Genomic DNA, 20,767 nt, shown 5'->3' on the forward strand with positions numbered 1-20,767 from the left:
TGAAAAATTATGATTATTTTTAAACCAAGTTAACAAAAATGAAAAATGGTTATTTTGCAAATCGCAACTTTTCATACACTGGGCCGTCAGACTGTCTCAAAACTCTGTTTAATTTTCTTTTTAGATTTCTTAAAAAGTTGTATTTTAAAGCTATGGAATATATTAAGAAAATCCCTCGCAATCAGCTCAGTTTTTTTCCTACTGCTTTAGATGATTTAATTGACTCAGAAAATACTGTTCGCTTTATTGATGTATTTGTAGATGCTATAGAACTAAAGGCATTAGGCTTTCAAATGCTCTCACATACTGGTAAACCACCCTATAATCCCTGTGATTTACTCAAACTATACATCTACGGCTACATGAACCGTATAGGTTCTTCACGTGCTTTAGAAAAAGAATGTCATCGCAATGTAGAACTCATGTGGCTCTTAGGCAATCTCAAAGCTGACCACAACACCATTAACCGATTTAGAAAAAACAATCCCAAAGCAATCAAGCGAGTATTTAGACAAAGTGTAGCAATAGCCAAAAACTTTAACCTAATTGGAGGCTTGCTTATTGCAGGGGATTCTACCAAACTAAGGGCTCAAAATTCTAAAAAAAACAATTACAATAAAAAGAAAATAGAACGTCATTTAGCTTATATTGATAAAAAGTTAGATCAGCATAACCAAACCTTAGCCAACGCTGACGGGGATGCACCATACGATGATCATAGCAATCAAAAACAACTCATCGAAAAGCAACCCCAAAACCACAGGGCACATAAAGCAAAGTACCACCATATTAAGCAACAACTCGATAATGACAACTCTTGTGAAAACCCTCAAATATCAACCACTGATCCTGATAGCAGACACCAAATTGTTCGCAGGCTCATCACTGAAGTTTGCTATACCGCACAAACCACAGTAGATCACAAACACAAATTACTGATTGATTATAAAATTACCAATAGCAATGATAAAAAAACGATGGGTACTATGCTTAGACGTGCAAAGACCATTCTTAGTAGCAGACACGCTTATATTTATTGGACAGAAGGCTTATGGGAAAGTTTAAGGGGTAGACCACAAATGCAAAATAGAATTGACTTATACGTGCCACCTTCAGAATTCCCGGCGCTCAATGCCGAACTTCATAACCAAGTAACGCAATATCCTAATTGGATATTCGATGTTTGGTATATTTTGCCAAAACCTTTCAGAAGTAATATTGGTTACACAGCTGCACAAGGTTTTAGAGGCGATTATATTATGACTGAATTTCACGAGGTTGGAGACACAAACAGTTCAGAATACAACCTGATGCCAACCAATTACAGGAATACTATGAATCTTGTGATTGAAAACACCTTATTATGGGGTATACGACGAACAGGAATGCAGTTTGAAAACTGTGCGCAAATCACTCTAAAAAATAATCAAGTATACGGTTATGGTGCAGATATAGGTTTAGCACCATGGCGACCGATGCCTAATCCATATCCGGGCAGATTAGAAGATGAGCCACATTCTATAGGATTGGATTTAGACCATTATCACAACACCCGCAGTTGGACCATAGAAAATAATACCATTAAAGGTTGGGGTGGCGAATCGCAGGCACTTACCTTGCCCATAAATGCAACAACAGTTGTAAACGGTGGTACGTTTAATAATTCAGGTACCGATATTTTTATACGAGAAGTCAACTGGGCAAAAGGCTGGGAAGACAGAATTGTAGATAATACAGAGGTTAATGCCAACCCTCCGCACTATGCCAACCCAACACCATCGGGTCTAACCACGCCTTGGCGAACCATTAATATTCAAGGAAATATCACTTTTGGTAACGCCAATAAAAATATAGTTTTAGATGCTCAAATGCATTTATTGAATAATGCAGGAGATGCTTTTGCTTTGCTACATCCGGACGGTTCAGGTGTAAAAATGAGTGCGTATTTCTTATTGCCAGACCATATCCAACTAAACTTTGGGCCATTTAACAACAGTAAAGTATACTTTGATGAGCAGGATGCCACTTACATTCCTGTACCCACATCAGATTTATTAACGCCATATTTATATCCTACGGAAAATTTATTTCCGGAACGTGTTACACCAGCTATGTATCTCAATAAAAGTAATACGCAATTAATGACCGAATTTGGCACCTCTTTAGGAGGAGTTATTACTCCTTCCGGTGCAGTAACACATACGATGATTACAGGCGGAAAAATTGAAGCAAGTACGTTAAGCATAGAAGAACAAAATGCTTCCCAAAATTTAATATTGTATCCTAACCCAAGCAATGAATTAATTCATATAGAATCAAATAGCACTATAAAAACCGCTATAGTCTATGATTTAAACGGAAGAGTTGTTAAAAAAGTGAGTTCTGATACTATTAACGAAATCAATATTTCTGAGCTTTCTACAGGTATTTATTTGCTAAAATTATTTGATGCAAACGCTATGGTAATGAGTGCAAAGAAGGTTATAAAACAGTAGGACAGCAATGAAATTGCTTTTAGTTATTTAGTCGAAATACTTTAAAGGAGTAGAAAAATTTAATAGCTCAATAACTAACACGGCTAGACGGTTTATAAAACTGAAAGTCTTGTACTAAAAATGCATCATTTGAGCTAAAAGTTTTGGTAGATTGGATATGCAACAAAAAATGGTACAAAAAGTTAAGCTACATTTTTGATTTGATATAATTTTTCAAATTCGATGATATTTTTGTAACCAAGAGCAGAATGTCTTCTGTATCTGTTGTACCAAGTTTCTATGTATTCAAAGACTTTAATTTGAAGACTTTTGTTGGATATAAACTTATTGTCTATCATTAGTTCTGTTTTGATTGTTTTAAAAAAAGATTCAGCTACTGCATTATCCCAACAGTTTCCTTTTCTACTCATACTGGGTGTTACATGATAACTTTTAAGGATATGTCTCGTCCTAAAATAGGGCTACAGTTAATTATTAAAATTTATGCTACATTTTTGTGCACGTAATTAGGTGTTTTATAATCTAAAGATAAATGTAATCTTTTATTATTATATAATTTGATTGCATTTTTTGTTGCTTTTTTGGCGTGATTGATATTTGTAAATGTTTGGTCGAGGAAGAATTCATCTTTTAAAATTCCGTTAACTCTTTCGGCCATTGCGTTTTCGTAGCAATGATTTTCTTGGGTCATACTGATTTGTATCTTTTTTCTTTTCAAAATTTGAGTATAAACATTGCTACAATATTGTATTCCTCTATCAGAATGATGTATGATTTCTTCGGTATTTTTAGTTTGATAAATAGCTTTATTTAAAGCTCTAACACAGCCTTTAAGTTCTAAACTATCACTAATATCATAGCCTACTATTTTTCTTGAATACATATCAGTAATAAGTGCTAAATAACAAAATCCATTTATAGTTCTTATATAGGTAATATCCGAAGCCCAAACTTGGTTAGGTCTATTAATGATCAGGTCTTTTATGATATTTTTATATTTATAAAAACGATGGTAAGAGTTGGTTGTTTTAGAAGAATATTTTTTCCTTCTAATTAACAAATTATTTTCTTTTAAGATTCTAAATAACTGGTCTCTACCTATATTTATATTCTGTTTCCTAAAATCATTATGTAAGGATTTCATTAGCTTTCTAGTACCTTCTCTGGGTAATGTTTTCCTGCTTTTTTTAACAAGCATTATTACATTTTGTTCTATTTGTTTTTTAAGAACAAACCTTTTTTGATATTTGTAATAAGCATCTCTTTTTAACTCGAAAGCATTACAAATAGTAGCGATGGCGTACCTTCTTTTTTTTCTATTAATCGGTGCTATTTTCATTAAGGCTTTATGTTTAAGTTTTTTTTTAATTCTTCAACATTTTTATAGCCAAGATTTTCAGCAGCTACTTCAAGATAACTATCATTCACAAGTTTATCTAGATCCTTTTTAATAAGAAGATCTTTGAGTTGTTTTAGCTCTTTTTGAAGGGCTTTAATACGGGATAATTCGTCGTCTGTTTGCACGGTTACACGGGTGTTCATTAAATCTTTACGGTCATATTTTTTAATCCATACGTTTATCGTACTAGATTGTATGCCGTAAGTTAAGGCAATTTGTCTTTTGGAATGGTTTCCTTTGGTAAGTTCTGCTAATACTTTGAGTTTAAAACTCTCACTATAACGTCTTACATATCCATCATTTTTATACATATACTTGTTGTTTTTTGTATACATATTTCAGGACGGGTCACAATTGCGCCCAACGATTTAGTATATGAAAAGTAGCGGACTTAAAAGCACTGACTTTTCAATTTATACCTAATGCTAAATTTACAAAACTAACTTTAAATGAAGCACTTAAACCGCTATTTTTTATATACCGTGTTGGGCGTATGTTACTTTTCATTCGTTTTTGTCAGTTAGTGTAATAGTCAGTTTATTTTTTTGTTGGTCAATCTCAATTTCTTTTCCGATTTCAAATCCAAGTTCTCTCAACCATTTTCCTTCAAGTCGAATTTCAGGAACAACAGCATATTTACTCCATTCGCGAGATTGGTATTTTTGATAAATTTTTAGCTTTCTAAATCGACTCATTAAAAACTTGTTCGTTATGACGAACACAATATATAAATAATTTATCGAAATTCGGTATAGTGAACACAAAAGAATTAAAATATTTTAAAAAATTAGGTGCTAAAATCAAGCAATTAAGAGAAGAAAAAGAGATTGACCAAAAGTCTTTTGCTTTTGATTGTGGAATTGGAAGAACTCAATTGTATATGATTGAAAACGGAAAAACGAATCCTCGTTTGTTTACTTTGATGAAAATTGCTGATGGATTAGAAATTTCGGTTTCTGTACTTCTAAAATAGCTCAATTTTACTGTATTACTTTAGATGTATGATTCCACTTTATTTGATAACCAACAGATTTTATCATTTTATTGCCAATTACGCCCAACGGTCGTGTATATGTGCCGTATCCCGCAGGGTATGGCATCATATATGATGTTAGTGGCTGGGTGTCTTATGTCTCTCATTTAAAAATAGTTGTCATATTTTGGTTTTAAGTTCCCTGTACTTCCAGACTTATATAACAATGAGAATATAACAAACAGAGAAAAGAAAATAACACCCATTTCCAAATTTGAATTATTAGTATTTGGAATAACACTTATGTTGCTAGTCCGGGATACCGATATTTTCAAAACGTTGTCTAAAAAACTACTAATCCCAATATAGGACAAAAAAATCGCTACTATAAAAACATCTGCCATACTCCATTTACTCGTTTTTCTAATGAAGAAGTCAGTAAACTGATTAGTCGTTTTACTTGCTATTTCATAGATTATTGATGTTATTTTAGTAAATGGGAATATAACGCTGAAAGCTAAAATCAATAAACCTGTAAAGAATTAGTTAAAAGAACCGTCTTGAAAAAGTATTTTTATTACCTGTATAATACTCTTTGAACGAAAGTATAAAACTTGGTTTTTAAACTCAATTTTCTCTCCGATTAGTATAAATTCAAAAGTATCCAGTCGTACATCAAGAGAAATCATTGGTATTAAGACTCCAACAAAAAAACAAGAACACAATGCAATTAATGGATAAACAGTTTTTTCGAGACTTCCGATATTCGGGATAAATTGACTACAAAAAATGCTTATTGTTAGAAAAATTAGGAACAATGAAAATAATTTTAGTTTTTTATTCAATCCTTCTTTTTCCGTTTCTAGATATTGTAAACAGGTAACTGTTTCTGAATGTGCGAAATTGTATTTATCTAAAATAGTGTTTCTCACGCTGTAATTCGTAAGGGATGGGTTTTTATCAAAAAGAACGTGAAGCCCACTTGATAACTGCTCCTTTATCCGATTTTGAGTTTCGGGAGTTTCAACGATTGATATTATTTCATCAGCCCATTCAGGCACTTGCCCTTTGAAATTATTCTTGTTAAATGATACACTATAAACAAAAGTCTTGATAAGTTGCTCAATAAGATTACCCTTGTCTTGTTCTGTTTCCAAAAATCTATCTACTTCGTCTATCAAGATATAGATTCCAGTTTCGATATATTTCTTAAGGTGCTCTTTGTTTTCAGGGTTGAGTTCATATTCGTTTATCCTGTCAAAAAATACATCTGTTATCTTTTGCTTCCATTCATTAACATCAAAGAGACCATACTTAATGCTTTTTAGCTCGGAAATTTCAAGATTTATCTGTTGTTTTTCAAAAGATAGAGACACAACTTTATAAATGAGAAAAGTGCTGATTAAAGCTGTCAATATGATTAAAGACATCTTCATTTTTTTTCTTTCAACTCATCAAAATACTTGACATTTTTAACTGGTCTTGGGTCAATGCCGAACTTATTTGTACTGATTGTACCTTTCGACAATAGGAGAAAAAGGTTGTATAAGGGAATCAAAATCAGCCAACCAGTCTTATTTGTGTCGTGTATTCTTTTTATACTTTGTATCAGAAGAAATATAATTGCTATTAAAGGTAAAACTATGAAATTAGCAATGGCAAAAATTCTATACTGTAAATAAAAGTCATTGGGAGGAAGGTCGTTTTGTAATGCGAATAGATATTCTACTTCGCTCCAGTATACATCTGATTTTTCAGCAATAGAAGAAACATAACTTTCATAGGTAGGAAATGAATAGCTGAAGAATACATAATTCGAAAAGAATATGAGTAGAAATATCAATAAACTCCTAAGCAGAAATGCTCTAAGCGTGATTCTACCTTTTATTGATAGAAAGCCCACTTCTTCATTTGTAGATTTGGGCAGTTTATATTGATAGATGTTTCCTTTTTTACTCATTTGTCAATTTGATAGTATCTATCTTAAAATTATATAAGTTCTTAATAGTATTATACTTTTCCTTAAGTACATCAACATTGTCAACACAGGTATTAATTGTTATTAGCTCAGTTTTAAGTTTGTCATATCTCATTGAAACTTCAACTTCCTTGGAATGTTGAAGAACCGTGATAGAGTTGTTAAAATTATTGTAATAATTTGCTTGTCGTTCAAACTCAAAAGTAAAGATTGAATCTGGTTCTATAGTTGTATATTCTGTTTGATATTCTTTATAAGAGTTCTCCTTGTTATAAGAACTGAAATATCCGTACTTATAACTAACTGAAAATTCATTTGAATACTTTGTGCTATTATTTTTTATTGATACAAAGTGTGTTACTCTCTTGGTTGTATCATTAAACACTAATTCATCACGAACTATGGAGTAATCAACTAAAGTATCCACATAAACATTCTTATATTCAGTAAACCATTCTACTTTTTCAATTTGTTCATCTTTGCAATTGTTTTCGCACGAGTTAAAAGCAAGAAATGCAAACAAAACAACGGGTAAGATAAAAATATCTTTAGGAAATCTTTTTATCATTCTGTACAAGGCATTATAATTTTCATTCCAGCTTCTTTCAGGTAAGGATCTCCGTCAGATGGTCTCACAAATGCATCTTTGTTGCACTCGATTATTTCATCTTTAGTATACTTATTGTCGAACTTATTAAGCAATGTGTTTATCCCCATTCCACTAGTAACTTCCACTGTTTTCTGTTTAATAGTTGGGCTTTGAGGTTTCTTGAAATACGAATGGTCAATATTCAGTTTTTCACAATCGCGTACTATAGCATTATAGTGATTCACCCCTTTGTTCTTTTCAAATTGGTCGATATTAACAAGTATAGCACTAAGGAGAGAGCGATTGTCAAGATTGTCCAGAATATTATCAATATTAATAGTGTTTTCCTGCTGCGAGGGTTTGTTTTGATTTCCATTATCCACGCCTGAATCTTGACTTGTAACGATACTTGGAGGTTGAGTATTCTTTTTGTCATCCAAGTAGAAGTCCTTAAAAAAAAAGCCCCAAGTGATAGCAATAAAACTGCCGATGTAATCGCAAGTGCTTTGATTTTTTTGCCGCTAGATTTCCTAAAAGCGATTAACTTACTCTCTAAATCAACGTATTTGCTTTTTTCTCTTAGAATATCACTTTTTAGTTTGTCGGTAACATTATCCGTACTAGTTTTAGTTGTATGTGTAGGTTTTGTCCTAACTGGTTCTTTATACTCAATTAACTGCGAATTTGATATAGTGTAGAATTTATTGCCAAATTTGTGCAAAAATCGATTATTTAATTTGGTATTGAAAATATTCTTTTCATTTGACACATATACATTTGAATAACTTTTACGACATTCAGAAATCTGATTTATTTTAGATTCATAATCTTCAAGAAATAGAGGTAATGTTCCGTGTTCATTAGAGTAATCGGCTGTAAATTCAAAATCACTAAATATTTTGTCATCTAAACTAAATGAACTAACCATATCCGATATTTTCGTAGAGTTGAACATTTTCCCACTTAATGCCTGTTTTTTAAAATGACTTAAGAGTCCATTTAATATCTTAAAATTATTATCATTAACAGCTATTTCTTTATTTGACTTAATAGCTACACCAATCACAATGCCGTCACGTCCTGCATTATATGCTTTGGCGAAGCTGTATAGTTCTAAATATGAGTAACCATTTTTTGTAAACGTGTGAAATACATCTTGATGCTTTGATTCCAGTTTCAGACTTGGCTCAAAATGGTCTACTTTGCTTTTTACACCTTGAGGCTTAAATCCGAAGGATTCAAAACCATCTGGCTTTCCGAAGAAAATAATACTAGTATCTTCCATAATAATTTATCCAAATAGTCTTTTAAAAAATGCAAATAAACCACCACCTTCAGATTTACCTGTGGCAAGTTTATATAAATTGTTCCAGAAATTATGTGGGTATTGGAAGTCTAGCCTTTGTATATATACCACTGGGTTATTGTCATCATCAAATGTGTCGACTAACTTTCCTACAGAAAATTCTCCATATACTATTTTTGCGTTTCTACTTTTTATAGCATTGTCTAGTGATGGCCTAAATTGCTTAATGTAATTTTCAACTACCACATTTTCGTTAACTGGAATTTTATCCCATTGAGATACTATAACGATAAATTTAGATACGCTATAAAGATTTGGCATATTAACCTTTATATAGTTTATAAAATTCTGATGCAAAGTGTCTTCGTCTTTATCTCCTTTTACAGGCTTATAAGGAGTTATGAGACAAAATACAGGCTTACCTAATTCACAGGCTTTTAGTATTCCTTCAATTTTAGGATTAAATTTACCTTTATTGTCAGTCTTGATTTCCTCCAAATCTTCACCAGCTAAATCAACAAAAGCCAATTTAAGCACCGGAAGTCCCTTTTTGTTCGGTTCCATATCCATTCCTATTAAATCTAGGGTTCCTTTTTCAGTAGAAGGATATGCTTCCTTGTCGTCAAAGTACTTAACCATAGTATCTCTAGACACGTTACCTTTGTCGTAAGGATACTCGTTTAAATCAAGTGCTGACCATTTTTTTTTCAGTATATCTTTGGCTATAATACAAAAGTGACGACAAGAACAAAGACTTTCCTGCTTTTGGAAAACCAATGGGAACAACAATATGACGACCTTCTTGATTAAGGTTGTCAAAAATTTCCATTATGTTTTTTTGACTTAAATCCGCTAGTGGAATCCTTGAAGATTTTTCTGGTTCTGGATTATTCGATTGGCTCTCTTGATTTTCTGTTGATATATAATCGCTCATTACTTTCTATTTATTTGGTTTACTTATTGAAATTTTTATTTTTCCCGAATAGGCTATTAAAGAAATTTTCATCATCGTCTTCATCTTCTTTCCTTCTTATTAAAACGTAGATGGCTAAGGGAACAATTAAGTCTAAAAATATAACAAGTAGAATGTTCTTCCACGTTCCTACTTTTTGCTCTTTAGTTCCATTTTTTATGTGTTGAACTATTGAAGGTAAAGTATGGCCCACACTTCCGAGTTCGGTTATTGTGGCTTCAAGTTTTGGGAAATCAGCACTACCCGTATTTATATCATTAATTGGTTTTGTAGTACTATTAACTTCAGACACAATTTTTGCAATTTTTGCAATATTCTTGGGATTGTTTTCTATGTTCTTTTTATCGTTACTTATGTCTATTTTAGTTGTGTCTCGCTGAATGAACTCTAGTTCTGGAATATATTTTATCTCTAGTGATTTCAAATCCTCTTTTGCTTTGAAAAGTCTTTCAGCAACATCTAAATTTATCTCACTGTTGACTAAGTTTTTTGCTATAAAACTCTCGATTGAACTTGTAATGTAACCTTGCAGAATACGAGCCTGTTCAGTTGGTTCATTTACACCCGCCAATGAGGGATTGATTGCATTGATTTTATAATTTGCTAAAATGTCATTGAATTTACTAAGTACGGCTCTTGCATTGGCTTTAAATCCATTTTGGTCTCTCACTTCGCTAATAAGTTGCTTCTCCAAGTCTTTCAAGTCAATATAGTCATCTACCACATCTGACTCGACACCGATAATTGCTTGGGCTCTTGTAGAATATGATATAAGTGTATCTTTTAAAATACCAGCTTCTTCCTTAACCAAATCTTCTTTAAAATCATACGGGTAGAAATAATTCAGATTAAATACAATTAATGCGAAAGCACAAATGAGATAGAAGAATAGTGCAACTTTTCTGCCGCTAACCGCAAAGTAGTATGATATTAATATAAGAATCAATATAATTGCAGCTATCACAAGGCTTCCATTTTCAGAGCCAAAAAAGTGTTGATTTTTTAACCCCAAATGGGCGTGCCAAAAACCTACTATAAACGTGCCTAAACTCAAAAGGTAGGCACTAATTTTCACTATTGGCGGTATTTTCGTCTTACTCATATCTATATATTTTGTTCAAAGTTAATATTTCTGTCATTTTTTTCGGTCTTTACCTTGCCACTAACGGTCTAGTATAAGAATAGTAGCGTATTAAAATGCACTAACTTTTCGGTTAAGTACAGACCTTTTTTATAATTGCTTGCTTTCGTTTTAGCGATTAAACAGCTATTATTTTTATACATTGTTACCACACGTACTTATTCAATTTCTTTCATTTTAATTGATGATGAATATGGCAAAGTTTTAATATAATGTTCCATAAATTTAAAATCTGGTTCATTATCTTTTGATGGCAACTTAATACTTATCTCTTTCATTCTTGTTTGACTGCATTTTCTACCATAATTATATCTATATCTTTCTAAATTCATAATAGTAACTAAAAACACAGCAACATATTCATTCATTTCAAATTTGGGTATTAATTTTTCAACGTGGTCACTTGCAGAAAAATCTAATTCTTGATATGAACAATACCCTAAAACAGCACTATCTACTGTTAAAACATTTCCTTTTTCTGTGCTAAAATCATAAAACCCTTCAACTCCGTTATTTGTTGCTTGTGTAGTAACATAAGAAAAAACACCTGTTCCATATTCTTCTAATTCCAATAATGGTGTCGTTTTGCTTCCAGTTATAGTAAATAATTTTTCGAGTTCAAAGTATTCCCAATCCTGTGTATTAAATTGAATATTTTTGTCGTGAAATGGCTTATGTGAAACTTCATTTGATAATTTATTACCAAGCAAAAAAGTTGCATAAAATAATAATGTTTCAGAGAAATATTCACTATTTAATTCTGTATATTTTGTTTCCATATATGCTTCCGCCACCCATTCCATTTCTGCATTAATTGGCTTACTAATACTTACCCCTGCTTCTCTCTTTTTATTCACATAATTTGATAACCATTTTTCTTTTAATTTTTCCCACCTACCATAAGCATCAATTCTTCCTTTGGTTTTTCTTTTTACATAGCCATCGTCTTTATAATAACCAAAATATGTTTCTTTATGTTTTGGATGTTGTCTGTGTGCAGTAAAAACCATAATACAGGAAACAACACCTACTTTTGAATTAAAAAACAATTCATCAGGCATTGACAAAACTGCTTCGAGTGTATGTTTTTCTAATAGTTTCTTTTTAAATTCATAAACTTTTCCTTTTGTTGCTAAGGCACTTTGCATTGGTACAATTGCAATGCAAGTTCCGCCATCAACCAAACATTCTAAATTATTCAAAATAAATTCAAATTCGTCTGTGTCTATTTTTTTATTTGCTTTATAGGGAGGGTTCAAAAAACCAACAGTTGGTTTTTTTGCTTTTACTTCCTTAATAATGTTTGGTTCAAAACAACTACCGTTTATTATATTAGTCTTACCGTCTTGATGAATGTACATATTGGAAACAGCAAGTGCAAAAATGTGTGATTGGTATTCTGTTCCTATTAATTGTTTTGATTTTATTTTCTTGATTTTTTCTTGGTCATCTTTTGCATCTTTAATCATTTTACTCATTGCACTTATAAGAAAGCCACCTGTACCTGTACAGTTATCATAAGCGATAGTATTTTTATTTACTCCTGCTAAATCAGAAAAAAATTCGGTTATATGTGGTGGGGTTAGTACAATGCCAAGTCCTTTATCACTATTAGCATATCGTAGAAATTCTATGTATAATTGACCAAGAACATCAAAATATCTATGTGTTTTCATAAATGAATTAATATTATCATCAATCTCATCTATAATTTCTTTTAATACATTTTCTTTCTTTGACAAAGAGGTATCAGTCTTTATAAAACTAAATTGAACGTCAAGATTATTTAATTTTTTTCCTGTGATATTCGCACTTTCTAACTCATTTGAAACAGTTTGAGTTAGGAAATTTGAGAGATTTTCCGCATTATCATATACTCCATAAGATTTTCTAAACGCCTTATTTTCAAGAGCTATTAGAATTGAACTAATTAATAAACTTCTTTGGCTTCCAAGTATTTTATGAGTATGTAATTTAGAATTTAACTCTTTCGTAAATTCTAAAAGTGCATTATAATCTTGTCTAAATTTCTCTTCACTATTTTCATAACCTTTTAAATAATCTTCGGCACTTAAAAATTTATCGTCAAATTTTGATGTAGCCTTTTTCTCTGATTTTAAATGAAGAAAATGAGATATTTTTAATGATTGTTTTGTTTCACCACTAACCGCAAGAGCAATAACATCAAAACTTTTTGACAAGTATGAAGCGTAAAGCAAAGCACCATCAACTGCATATTCTGAATATTTAACTTTATTCTTGCTTTCGTGTTTAGTAACTTCCGCTTTACATTCTACAACTATTAATAAATCGGAATTTTCCTTGAAAGAAATAATAAATTCAGGGTAGCCTTGTCCTGTACCTTTTTTTGATGCGGTTTTTAATAATTTGTCAATTTTTGCATTATCAGATTTTTGCTCTTCAATAATTATTTTATCAGCAAACTTTTCAAAATGCTTGCGAACTAATTGCTCTGTCTTTCTTTCGTTTGCCATAATTATAAATCTAAATCTCCTTGTTTAAAAATTGCTGTATCGTTTCTTGTATGTCTCGTCCTAAAATAGGGCTACAGTTAATTATTAAAATTTATGCTACATTTTTGTGCACGTAATTAGGTGTTTTATAATCTAAAGATAAATGTAATCTTTTATTATTATATAATTTGATTGCATTTTTTGTTGCTTTTTTGGCGTGATTGATATTTGTAAATGTTTGGTCGAGGAAGAATTCATCTTTTAAAATTCCGTTAACTCTTTCGGCCATTGCGTTTTCGTAGCAATGATTTTCTTGGGTCATACTGATTTGTATCTTTTTTCTTTTCAAAATTTGAGTATAAACATTGCTACAATATTGTATTCCTCTATCAGAATGATGTATGATTTCTTCGGTATTTTTAGTTTGATAAATAGCTTTATTTAAAGCTCTAACACAGCCTTTAAGTTCTAAACTATCACTAATATCATAGCCTACTATTTTTCTTGAATACATATCAGTAATAAGTGCTAAATAACAAAATCCATTTATAGTTCTTATATAGGTAATATCCGAAGCCCAAACTTGGTTAGGTCTATTAATGATCAGGTCTTTTATGATATTTTTATATTTATAAAAACGATGGTAAGAGTTGGTTGTTTTAGAAGAATATTTTTTCCTTCTAATTAACAAATTATTTTCTTTTAAGATTCTAAATAACTGGTCTCTACCTATATTTATATTCTGTTTCCTAAAATCATTATGTAAGGATTTCATTAGCTTTCTAGTACCTTCTCTGGGTAATGTTTTCCTGCTTTTTTTAACAAGCATTATTACATTTTGTTCTATTTGTTTTTTAAGAACAAACCTTTTTTGATATTTGTAATAAGCATCTCTTTTTAACTCGAAAGCATTACAAATAGTAGCGATGGCGTACCTTCTTTTTTTTCTATTAATCGGTGCTATTTTCATTAAGGCTTTATGTTTAAGTTTTTTTTTAATTCTTCAACATTTTTATAGCCAAGATTTTCAGCAGCTACTTCAAGATAACTATCATTCACAAGTTTATCTAGATCCTTTTTAATAAGAAGATCTTTGAGTTGTTTTAGCTCTTTTTGAAGGGCTTTAATACGGGATAATTCGTCGTCTGTTTGCACGGTTACACGGGTGTTCATTAAATCTTTACGGTCATATTTTTTAATCCATACGTTTATCGTACTAGATTGTATGCCGTAAGTTAAGGCAATTTGTCTTTTGGAATGGTTTCCTTTGGTAAGTTCTGCTAATACTTTGAGTTTAAAACTCTCACTATAACGTCTTACATATCCATCATTTTTATACATATACTTGTTGTTTTTTGTATACATATTTCAGGACGGGTCAATATTAACAAACGCATGAGATGCGTATTGTACACCTCGATCAGAATGAAAAATCATACCTTCACAAGGCATTCTGTTGTTTACAGCCATTCTCCATGCAGCAATGATAGTTTGTCTTGCTTTGAGTCCATTGCTCAAAGACCAACCAATGACTTTACGATCAAACAGGTCAATAATTACCGTTAAGTACAGCCATCCTTGTGCAGGCTTTAAATAGGTAATATCAGAAACCCATTTCTGTGCAGCAGCGGTAGCTTTAAAATCTCTATCCAATACATTATCAGCTACTGGATATTGATGCTTAGAATCTGTCGTGACAACAAATTTCTTTTTACGAACTGCTTTAATCCCGTGTTTTTTCATCAATCGTGCTACCCTAGACCTAGATACTTTAAACCCTTTAGCTTTGAGTTCCTCTGTAATTCTAGGACTTCCATAAGTAGATTTACTTCGCTCACAGATACGGTGAATCTCAGAGAGTAGCATACGATTTTTTCCATCTCTATCTGATGGAACATAATTCTTACTCCTGTAATAACTGTTTCTACTAATTTTAAAAATTTTACACATCTTCCCAACCGGATATTCTCTACTGTAATCTTTGATAAATTTCAATACTTCCGATCGCTCTTGGAGAAGATGCTCACGGCCTTTTTTAAGATATCCCGCTCCATGGTAACATCCTTGAGCTGTTTACGTAATCGCTCTAACTCTTTCTGATCTTCTGTGAGTTGTTTGACGCCATTACCGCTAAAAGCTAAATCAGGACGCTGTTCTAATTCTCTACGCCATCTGTAAATAAGATCTGCACTGATTCCCAATTCCATGGCAATCTGCTTTGTGTTACCTCGTACATTGCTTAATTCTACTGCTTTAATTTTAAACTCTTTACTGTATTTTCTTCGTTTCATATGGTTAAGTTATTTTAGATAAAATTAGCTTAACTCTTTGTCACTCTAAATGTAGCAAGTCCATTGCCATTAATACCAAAATTTCGTCTTCGCATCAAAATTTTGGAATAAATCTTGCTAATTGTTATCTAATTAGCTAACTTTGAATTTAATTGTTAGCAGATTTGAGTGAATTTAAGTGGAAAATCAAAATCTACAAAAACCACTTTTGGGATTTCTATAACGAGCAGAACAAAAAAGTGCAGGGCAAAATAGATTGGATTGTGACTCTGGTTCAAACGACAAAGGTTGTTCCCGGTAAATTCCTAAAACATTTAACGAATACTGACGGTCTTTGGGAAATTCGAGTTTCTGCAAACAACAAAATTTTTAGAATATTTTGCTTTTTCGACAAAGGGAACTTGGTTGTACTGTTGAGTGGATTCCAAAAGAAAACACAAAAGACACCTAAATCTGAACTGAAAAGAGCTGAACGACTTAAAAAGGAATATTATGAAAACAAAAAATAACATTACGAATTGGGACGACCACTTGGATGGTAAATACGGAAAAAGAGGCACTGAAAAACGAGAAAAATTTCAAGAGGAATTTGAGGCGTTTAGACTTGGAGTTTTAATTCAGGAAGCGAGGAAATGCAAAAACCTTACGCAACAGGAACTCGCCGACAAGGTTGGAACGACAAAGAGCTATATTTCTCGAATTGAGAACAATGCAAGTGATATCCGACTTTCGACTTTAATGCGCGTCATCCGAGAGGGTTTGGGTGGAAGTCTAAAACTATCACTGAATGTATAATTTGTTGAAAAGTACTAATAGCAACATGGGTAGCTGTTGCACAAACCCTTACCTCTCAAAAATAGAGGTTCGTTTTAAGCCCATTTAAAAGAGCTTGTTTTTTTAAGTTAGGTTTTTTACTAAAAAAATACTGCGGTTAACGATTATCCTTTTTCTTTAATTAAATAGATATAAACGGGATAATGATCGCTATACCCCCCCGTATAGTTCCCAAAAGAAAAACTTCTAAAAGGATATCCCTTAAAACGACCCTTTTTACTCGTTAAAAAGCGCTTATTAAAAATGCCTGCTTTAAACATTTTATAGGTAGAAAAATCTTTTTCTCCTTTGTCTAGTAATGAGGCTGTAAAAAAAATCTGGTCAAACAGATTGATGTTGTCTCTATATCCTAAAGTATTAAAACCTCTTCGATGCATTTCTTCAAAAGGATTGTATAAATCTCCTTCTTGTATTTCCCGCTTTTTTCCCTTCGTTTTTAGTATTTTCTTAAAACTTGAATTGATGGGATCATCATTAAAATCTCCCATAGACAAAATCTTGGCATTGGGCTCTTTTGACTTTATTTTATCAATGATCTTTGTATTCTGAAAGGCTGCCTTTTCACGTAATGGTCTGCTTTTAGCCTCTCCTCCGCTTCTGGATGGCCAGTGATTGACAATGATATGAATCAATTCATTATCCAGGTAACCCGACACTAATAATTGATCTCTCGTATATATTTTTCTGTTTTCCCTGTATATATTCGGATTGAAAGATTCGTGGTATACAGGTTTAAAATACCGTTCCTGATATAGCAATGCAACATCAATCCCTCTTTTATCAGGTGATTCGTAATGTATAATGCCGTATCTTTTATTTTTTAAGTGTTTGGATTTGATTAAATCTTCCAGTACGACCCTGTTTTCAACCTCGGAAACACCAATTAAAGCCGGAGAGGTATTTGTTTTTTCATAACCTATTTGTGCAATAACACTGCCTAATTTGTCAATTTTATCCCAGTAGACTTTAGACCTGTTTCCTTTTAATTCCATCATAGGGCTTGCCTCATCGTTCTTATTCACATCGTTGATAGTATCAAAAAGATTCTCCAGATTATAAAAAGCAATTGTTCTTATTTTATACGTTTTCCCCTTATTTTGAGCGCTCCCAACTGCTATTGAAAATACAACAAGTATGAGAAAAATTGCCTTTTTAACCATTACTATCTGCTATTTAATAATACAAACTTAAAAAACTAATGATTAGTTATACATCAGTTAATGTAATATTAACATTATCATAGCACTAATTTTTATTAGCTTTACTCCAAATTCTAATAGTGATACCTTTGCAGCATTGATTTGGCAAAAAAGTTCAACACCCGAAGAAAATTTTAAACCGGAGTAACCTTGTTGGTTTTGAGGGTTTAAAATTTTCGAGAAGGAAGAAATTTGAAGCCAAATCAATTCAAATACATAATATATACCTATTTTGCAAAGGTCTCATAGTATTAGAAATCTAATAACGTAGTTTATGAGAACATCAATAATGACACTATTTTTTAGTACACTACTGTTTTTTAGTGCAATATCTCAAAATAGTGTAAAAGGAATTATTAAGGATAGTGATTCCGAGGACCCGATAGAAGGCGTTTCCGTAAAAATACTCACTACAACTATTGTAGGAGTTACCGATGCTAACGGAGCTTTTGAACTTACCAATTTTTCGAATGGAAATTTTATTCTTGAAATCTCATTTACAGGTTATGAAACTCAGAATTTCCCATTGCAATTTGATGGAAATACCATTGATCTGGGGAGTATCTTGCTGTATCAGGATATAACGGAAGATTTGGATCTAAGTACCATTACCATTACCGATGACGAATTAAATGACGATGCCGGTGCTGCAGACAATATTTCAGGATTATTACAAGCTACAAGAGATGTGTATTTAAGAACAGCTGCTTTTGATTTTAGCGGATCTTTTTTTAGAATAAAGGGCTTGGATTCGGAAAACGGTACGGTTATGATCAACGGTATTGAAATGAATAAACTTTTTGATGGCAGGCCACAATGGAGCAATTGGGGAGGTTTAAATGATGTCACCCGAAACCAGGAATTTAGTAATGGGTTAACTCCTTCAAATTATACATTTGGAGGGTTGTTAGGTACTACAAATATAAACACCAGGGCATCGGAACAAAGACCCGGGATACGTGTGTCTTATGCTTCTTCCAACAGAAGTTACATCCATAGAGTGATGGCAACATATGCTTCCGGAATGCAGGAAAATGGATGGGCATACGCCATATCTGCAAGCAGAAGAGCCGGTACTGAAGGGTTTAATGACGGGACTTCTTATAATGCAAATTCCATATTTGCATCCGTCGAGAAAAAAATCAACGACCGTCACAGCATTAATATTACTTCAATTCTTGCACCCAATAAAAGAGGAAAATCCTCGCCAAACACCCAGGAAGTATATGATTTAAAAGATATAAAATACAATTCTTACTGGGGCTATCAAAATGGAAAAATCAGAAATTCCCGATATAAAGAACTTATTGAACCCATTGTGATCTTAAATCACTACTGGAATATCAATGAAAATACCTCTTTAACCACCAATATAGGGTATCAATTTGGAAGTCTGGGAAATAGCAGGATTGACTTCGGTGGTACAGATATAAATCCTAATAGCGGCTTCCCCGAAGGAGGTGGTGCCAACCCCGATCCAACATACTACCAAAAATTGCCCAGTTATGGAGCAAGAAATTTTCCGAATATGCCCGAAGTTGCTTTCGGATTACAACAACAATTTTTAAATGACGGCCAGCTAGACTGGAGTGCCATGTATCAAACCAATATTGCCAATGCTTCACAGGGGCGCAATGCTACTTTTATACAGTATGAAGATAGAATAGATGATAAACAATTTACCATGAATGTGGTTTTAAATAGCTCAATAAATGAAAATATCATATTTAACGGTTCTTTAAATTATAAAAATTTAATCTCTAATAATTTTGCAAATATCTTAGACCTTTTAGGAGGAAGCGGTTATCTGGATATTGATAATTTTGCAGACGATTTGACAAATAACCCAAATCAAATACAGAACAATTTATTAAACCCTAACAGAATTGTCGGTACCGGAGATACGTTTAGGTACAATTACAATATTCTGTCAAGTATTATTGGCGGGTTTGCACAAGTACAGTTTACATACAACAAAGTAGACTTTTATACGGCTCTAAATTATACAAACACTAATTATCAAAGAGAAGGTTTGTATCAAAACGGAGGGTTTGCCAATAGCTCTCTGGGAAAAGGAAGAAAATTGTCTTTTAACGGTTTGGGGGCTAAAGCCGGAGTAACATACAAGTTAACAGGGAGGCACCTTTTTGATGCAAATGCCGCTTATTTTACAAAAGCACCTTCCATCAGAAATACATTTGCAAATTCCAGAGAAAACCATGCAATAGTGCCTAATATTACCGAAGAAAAAATACTGTCTTTTGATGCCGGTTATGTACTAAGATCTCCGAAAATACAGGCCCGATTAACCGGTTATTACACTAAAATAGAAGATGCTAATGAAATCTCTTTCTTTTTTGCAGATGGTATAGGTGGTGATAATGCTGCATTTATTCAAGAAATTTTACAAGGAATAGACAAACAACATATAGGAGTGGAGTTTGGGATTGAATATCAGGTGATACCTACCACCAAATTAAAAGGCGTTGCTTCTGTAGGCCAACACACTTATACTAATAATCCTAATTTATATATTGCCTCCGAAGATTTTGTAAATACCACTTCTACAGATCCTCTGATTAGAGATTTTGGTTTACAAACACAAGGCGAAGCTTCTTTAAAAGATTATAAACTAGCAAATGGCCCTCAGCAAGCTTTTTCAGTAGGTTTTGAATACAGAGATCCCGATTTTTGGTGGTTCGGGACTACTGTAAATTTTCTGTCTAATGCGTACATAGATATAAGTCCCATTCAAAGGAGTTCTAATTTTTATACGGATTTTGACGGACAACCATTTAATGAATACGATCCTGTAGTTGCAAGGCGGCTATTACAACAGGAAAAGATAGACGGGTATGTGGTTACTAATTTAGTAGGAGGTAAATCCTGGAAAGTACAGAACACTTTTGTAAGTATTTTTGCAAGTGTAAATAACCTATTTAATACCGTATACAGAACCGGCGGATTTGAGAGTGGCAGAAATGCTAACTACAGGCAATTACTTGCAGATACTTCTTTAAGTACTCCCGTATTTGGCCCCAGATATTGGTATGGCCGGGGGACAACTTATTTTTTAAACGTAAACTTAAGATTTTAATAAAAAAACAGCATAATA

General features: G+C 32.5%; 23 protein-coding genes. 5 read left to right on the plus strand and 18 right to left on the minus strand.

Going from position 1 to position 20,767, the window contains the following annotated elements; genetic code table 11:
• The first annotated feature begins 38 nt into the window (after positions 1–38).
• Positions 39–2,495, plus strand: a complete 2,457-nt coding sequence (locus GKR88_03855) for a T9SS type A sorting domain-containing protein (protein QMU63492.1) — start codon at positions 39–41, stop codon at positions 2,493–2,495.
• Between the two features lie 182 nt (positions 2,496–2,677).
• On the opposite strand, the gene GKR88_03860 is transcribed toward GKR88_03855, so the two are convergent.
• The 4 genes from GKR88_03860 to GKR88_03875 all read right to left on the minus strand — a co-directional run bounded on the left by GKR88_03860 (position 2,678) and on the right by GKR88_03875 (position 4,589).
• Positions 2,678–2,905 (minus strand): transposase, encoded by a 228-nt coding sequence (locus GKR88_03860; GenBank protein ID QMU63493.1) that lies wholly within the window; start codon positions 2,903–2,905, stop codon positions 2,678–2,680.
• A gap of 71 nt (positions 2,906–2,976) precedes the next feature.
• Positions 2,977–3,834, minus strand: coding sequence for an IS3 family transposase (locus tag GKR88_03865; GenBank protein ID QMU63494.1), 858 nt, complete (start codon positions 3,832–3,834; stop codon positions 2,977–2,979).
• On the minus strand, positions 3,834–4,205 hold the full coding sequence (locus tag GKR88_03870) for a transposase (GenBank protein QMU63495.1): 372 nt from the start codon (positions 4,203–4,205) through the stop codon (positions 3,834–3,836). Before GKR88_03870 ends, GKR88_03865 begins: the two co-directional genes overlap by 1 nt.
• 192 nt (positions 4,206–4,397) lie before the next feature.
• On the minus strand, positions 4,398–4,589 hold the full coding sequence (locus tag GKR88_03875) for a type I addiction module toxin, SymE family (protein ID QMU63496.1): 192 nt from the start codon (positions 4,587–4,589) through the stop codon (positions 4,398–4,400).
• Positions 4,590–4,648: 59 nt separating this feature from the next.
• Here GKR88_03875 and GKR88_03880 point away from each other — a divergent pair, with 59 nt between their 5' ends.
• A complete protein-coding gene (locus tag GKR88_03880; GenBank protein QMU63497.1) occupies positions 4,649–4,867 on the plus strand; it encodes a helix-turn-helix domain-containing protein in 219 nt (72 codons plus the stop codon).
• Positions 4,868–5,034: 167 nt separating this feature from the next.
• On the opposite strand, the gene GKR88_03885 is transcribed toward GKR88_03880, so the two are convergent.
• From GKR88_03885 to GKR88_03945, 13 genes are all read right to left on the minus strand, one after another.
• Positions 5,035–5,394: a hypothetical protein gene (locus GKR88_03885; GenBank protein ID QMU63498.1), complete on the minus strand. Its 360-nt coding sequence runs from the start codon at positions 5,392–5,394 to the stop codon at positions 5,035–5,037.
• Positions 5,395–5,409: 15 nt separating this feature from the next.
• Positions 5,410–6,297, minus strand: coding sequence for a hypothetical protein (locus tag GKR88_03890; GenBank protein QMU63499.1), 888 nt, complete (start codon positions 6,295–6,297; stop codon positions 5,410–5,412).
• A gap of 2 nt (positions 6,298–6,299) precedes the next feature.
• Positions 6,300–6,827, minus strand: a complete 528-nt coding sequence (locus GKR88_03895; GenBank protein QMU63500.1) for a DUF805 domain-containing protein — start codon at positions 6,825–6,827, stop codon at positions 6,300–6,302.
• A complete protein-coding gene (locus GKR88_03900; protein ID QMU63501.1) occupies positions 6,820–7,413 on the minus strand; it encodes a hypothetical protein in 594 nt (197 codons plus the stop codon). Before GKR88_03900 ends, GKR88_03895 begins: the two co-directional genes overlap by 8 nt.
• Positions 7,410–7,679 carry a hypothetical protein gene (locus tag GKR88_03905; protein QMU63502.1) on the minus strand — a complete coding sequence of 90 codons (270 nt, stop codon included), beginning with the start codon at positions 7,677–7,679 and terminating at the stop codon, positions 7,410–7,412. The genes GKR88_03900 and GKR88_03905 overlap by 4 nt, the downstream gene beginning before the upstream one ends.
• A complete protein-coding gene (locus GKR88_03910) occupies positions 7,676–8,719 on the minus strand; it encodes a hypothetical protein (protein QMU63503.1) in 1,044 nt (347 codons plus the stop codon). Before GKR88_03910 ends, GKR88_03905 begins: the two co-directional genes overlap by 4 nt.
• 6 nt (positions 8,720–8,725) lie before the next feature.
• Complete coding sequence (locus tag GKR88_03915; GenBank protein QMU63504.1) at positions 8,726–9,559, minus strand: hypothetical protein; 834 nt, start codon at positions 9,557–9,559, stop codon at positions 8,726–8,728.
• Positions 9,560–9,693: 134 nt separating this feature from the next.
• Positions 9,694–10,815: a hypothetical protein gene (locus GKR88_03920; GenBank protein QMU63505.1), complete on the minus strand. Its 1,122-nt coding sequence runs from the start codon at positions 10,813–10,815 to the stop codon at positions 9,694–9,696.
• Between the two features lie 197 nt (positions 10,816–11,012).
• Complete coding sequence (locus GKR88_03925) at positions 11,013–13,349, minus strand: N-6 DNA methylase (protein ID QMU63506.1); 2,337 nt, start codon at positions 13,347–13,349, stop codon at positions 11,013–11,015.
• Positions 13,350–13,440: 91 nt separating this feature from the next.
• The gene (locus GKR88_03930; protein QMU63507.1) at positions 13,441–14,298 is read right to left on the minus strand and encodes an IS3 family transposase; all 858 of its coding nucleotides are present in this window, start codon (positions 14,296–14,298) and stop codon (positions 13,441–13,443) included.
• Positions 14,298–14,669 (minus strand): transposase, encoded by a 372-nt coding sequence (locus GKR88_03935; GenBank protein QMU63508.1) that lies wholly within the window; start codon positions 14,667–14,669, stop codon positions 14,298–14,300. Before GKR88_03935 ends, GKR88_03930 begins: the two co-directional genes overlap by 1 nt.
• Before the next feature lie 27 nt (positions 14,670–14,696).
• On the minus strand, positions 14,697–15,278 hold the full coding sequence (locus GKR88_03940) for an IS3 family transposase (GenBank protein ID QMU63509.1): 582 nt from the start codon (positions 15,276–15,278) through the stop codon (positions 14,697–14,699).
• A gap of 41 nt (positions 15,279–15,319) precedes the next feature.
• Positions 15,320–15,619: a transposase gene (locus tag GKR88_03945; protein QMU63510.1), complete on the minus strand. Its 300-nt coding sequence runs from the start codon at positions 15,617–15,619 to the stop codon at positions 15,320–15,322.
• A gap of 164 nt (positions 15,620–15,783) precedes the next feature.
• Here GKR88_03945 and GKR88_03950 point away from each other — a divergent pair, with 164 nt between their 5' ends.
• Together GKR88_03950 and GKR88_03955 are read left to right on the plus strand one after the other, a co-directional pair.
• Positions 15,784–16,128 carry a type II toxin-antitoxin system RelE/ParE family toxin gene (locus GKR88_03950; protein ID QMU66636.1) on the plus strand — a complete coding sequence of 115 codons (345 nt, stop codon included), beginning with the start codon at positions 15,784–15,786 and terminating at the stop codon, positions 16,126–16,128.
• Positions 16,112–16,414 carry a helix-turn-helix domain-containing protein gene (locus GKR88_03955; GenBank protein ID QMU63511.1) on the plus strand — a complete coding sequence of 101 codons (303 nt, stop codon included), beginning with the start codon at positions 16,112–16,114 and terminating at the stop codon, positions 16,412–16,414. The genes GKR88_03950 and GKR88_03955 overlap by 17 nt, the downstream gene beginning before the upstream one ends.
• A gap of 143 nt (positions 16,415–16,557) precedes the next feature.
• On the opposite strand, the gene GKR88_03960 is transcribed toward GKR88_03955, so the two are convergent.
• A complete protein-coding gene (locus GKR88_03960; GenBank protein QMU63512.1) occupies positions 16,558–17,613 on the minus strand; it encodes an endonuclease/exonuclease/phosphatase family protein in 1,056 nt (351 codons plus the stop codon).
• Positions 17,614–17,926: 313 nt separating this feature from the next.
• Here GKR88_03960 and GKR88_03965 point away from each other — a divergent pair, with 313 nt between their 5' ends.
• A complete protein-coding gene (locus GKR88_03965; GenBank protein QMU63513.1) occupies positions 17,927–20,749 on the plus strand; it encodes a TonB-dependent receptor in 2,823 nt (940 codons plus the stop codon).
• The last annotated feature ends 18 nt before the right edge of the window (positions 20,750–20,767 follow it).

It is taken from the genome of Flavobacteriaceae bacterium, from assembly GCA_014075215.1.
Classification (GTDB): domain Bacteria; phylum Bacteroidota; class Bacteroidia; order Flavobacteriales; family Flavobacteriaceae; genus Polaribacter.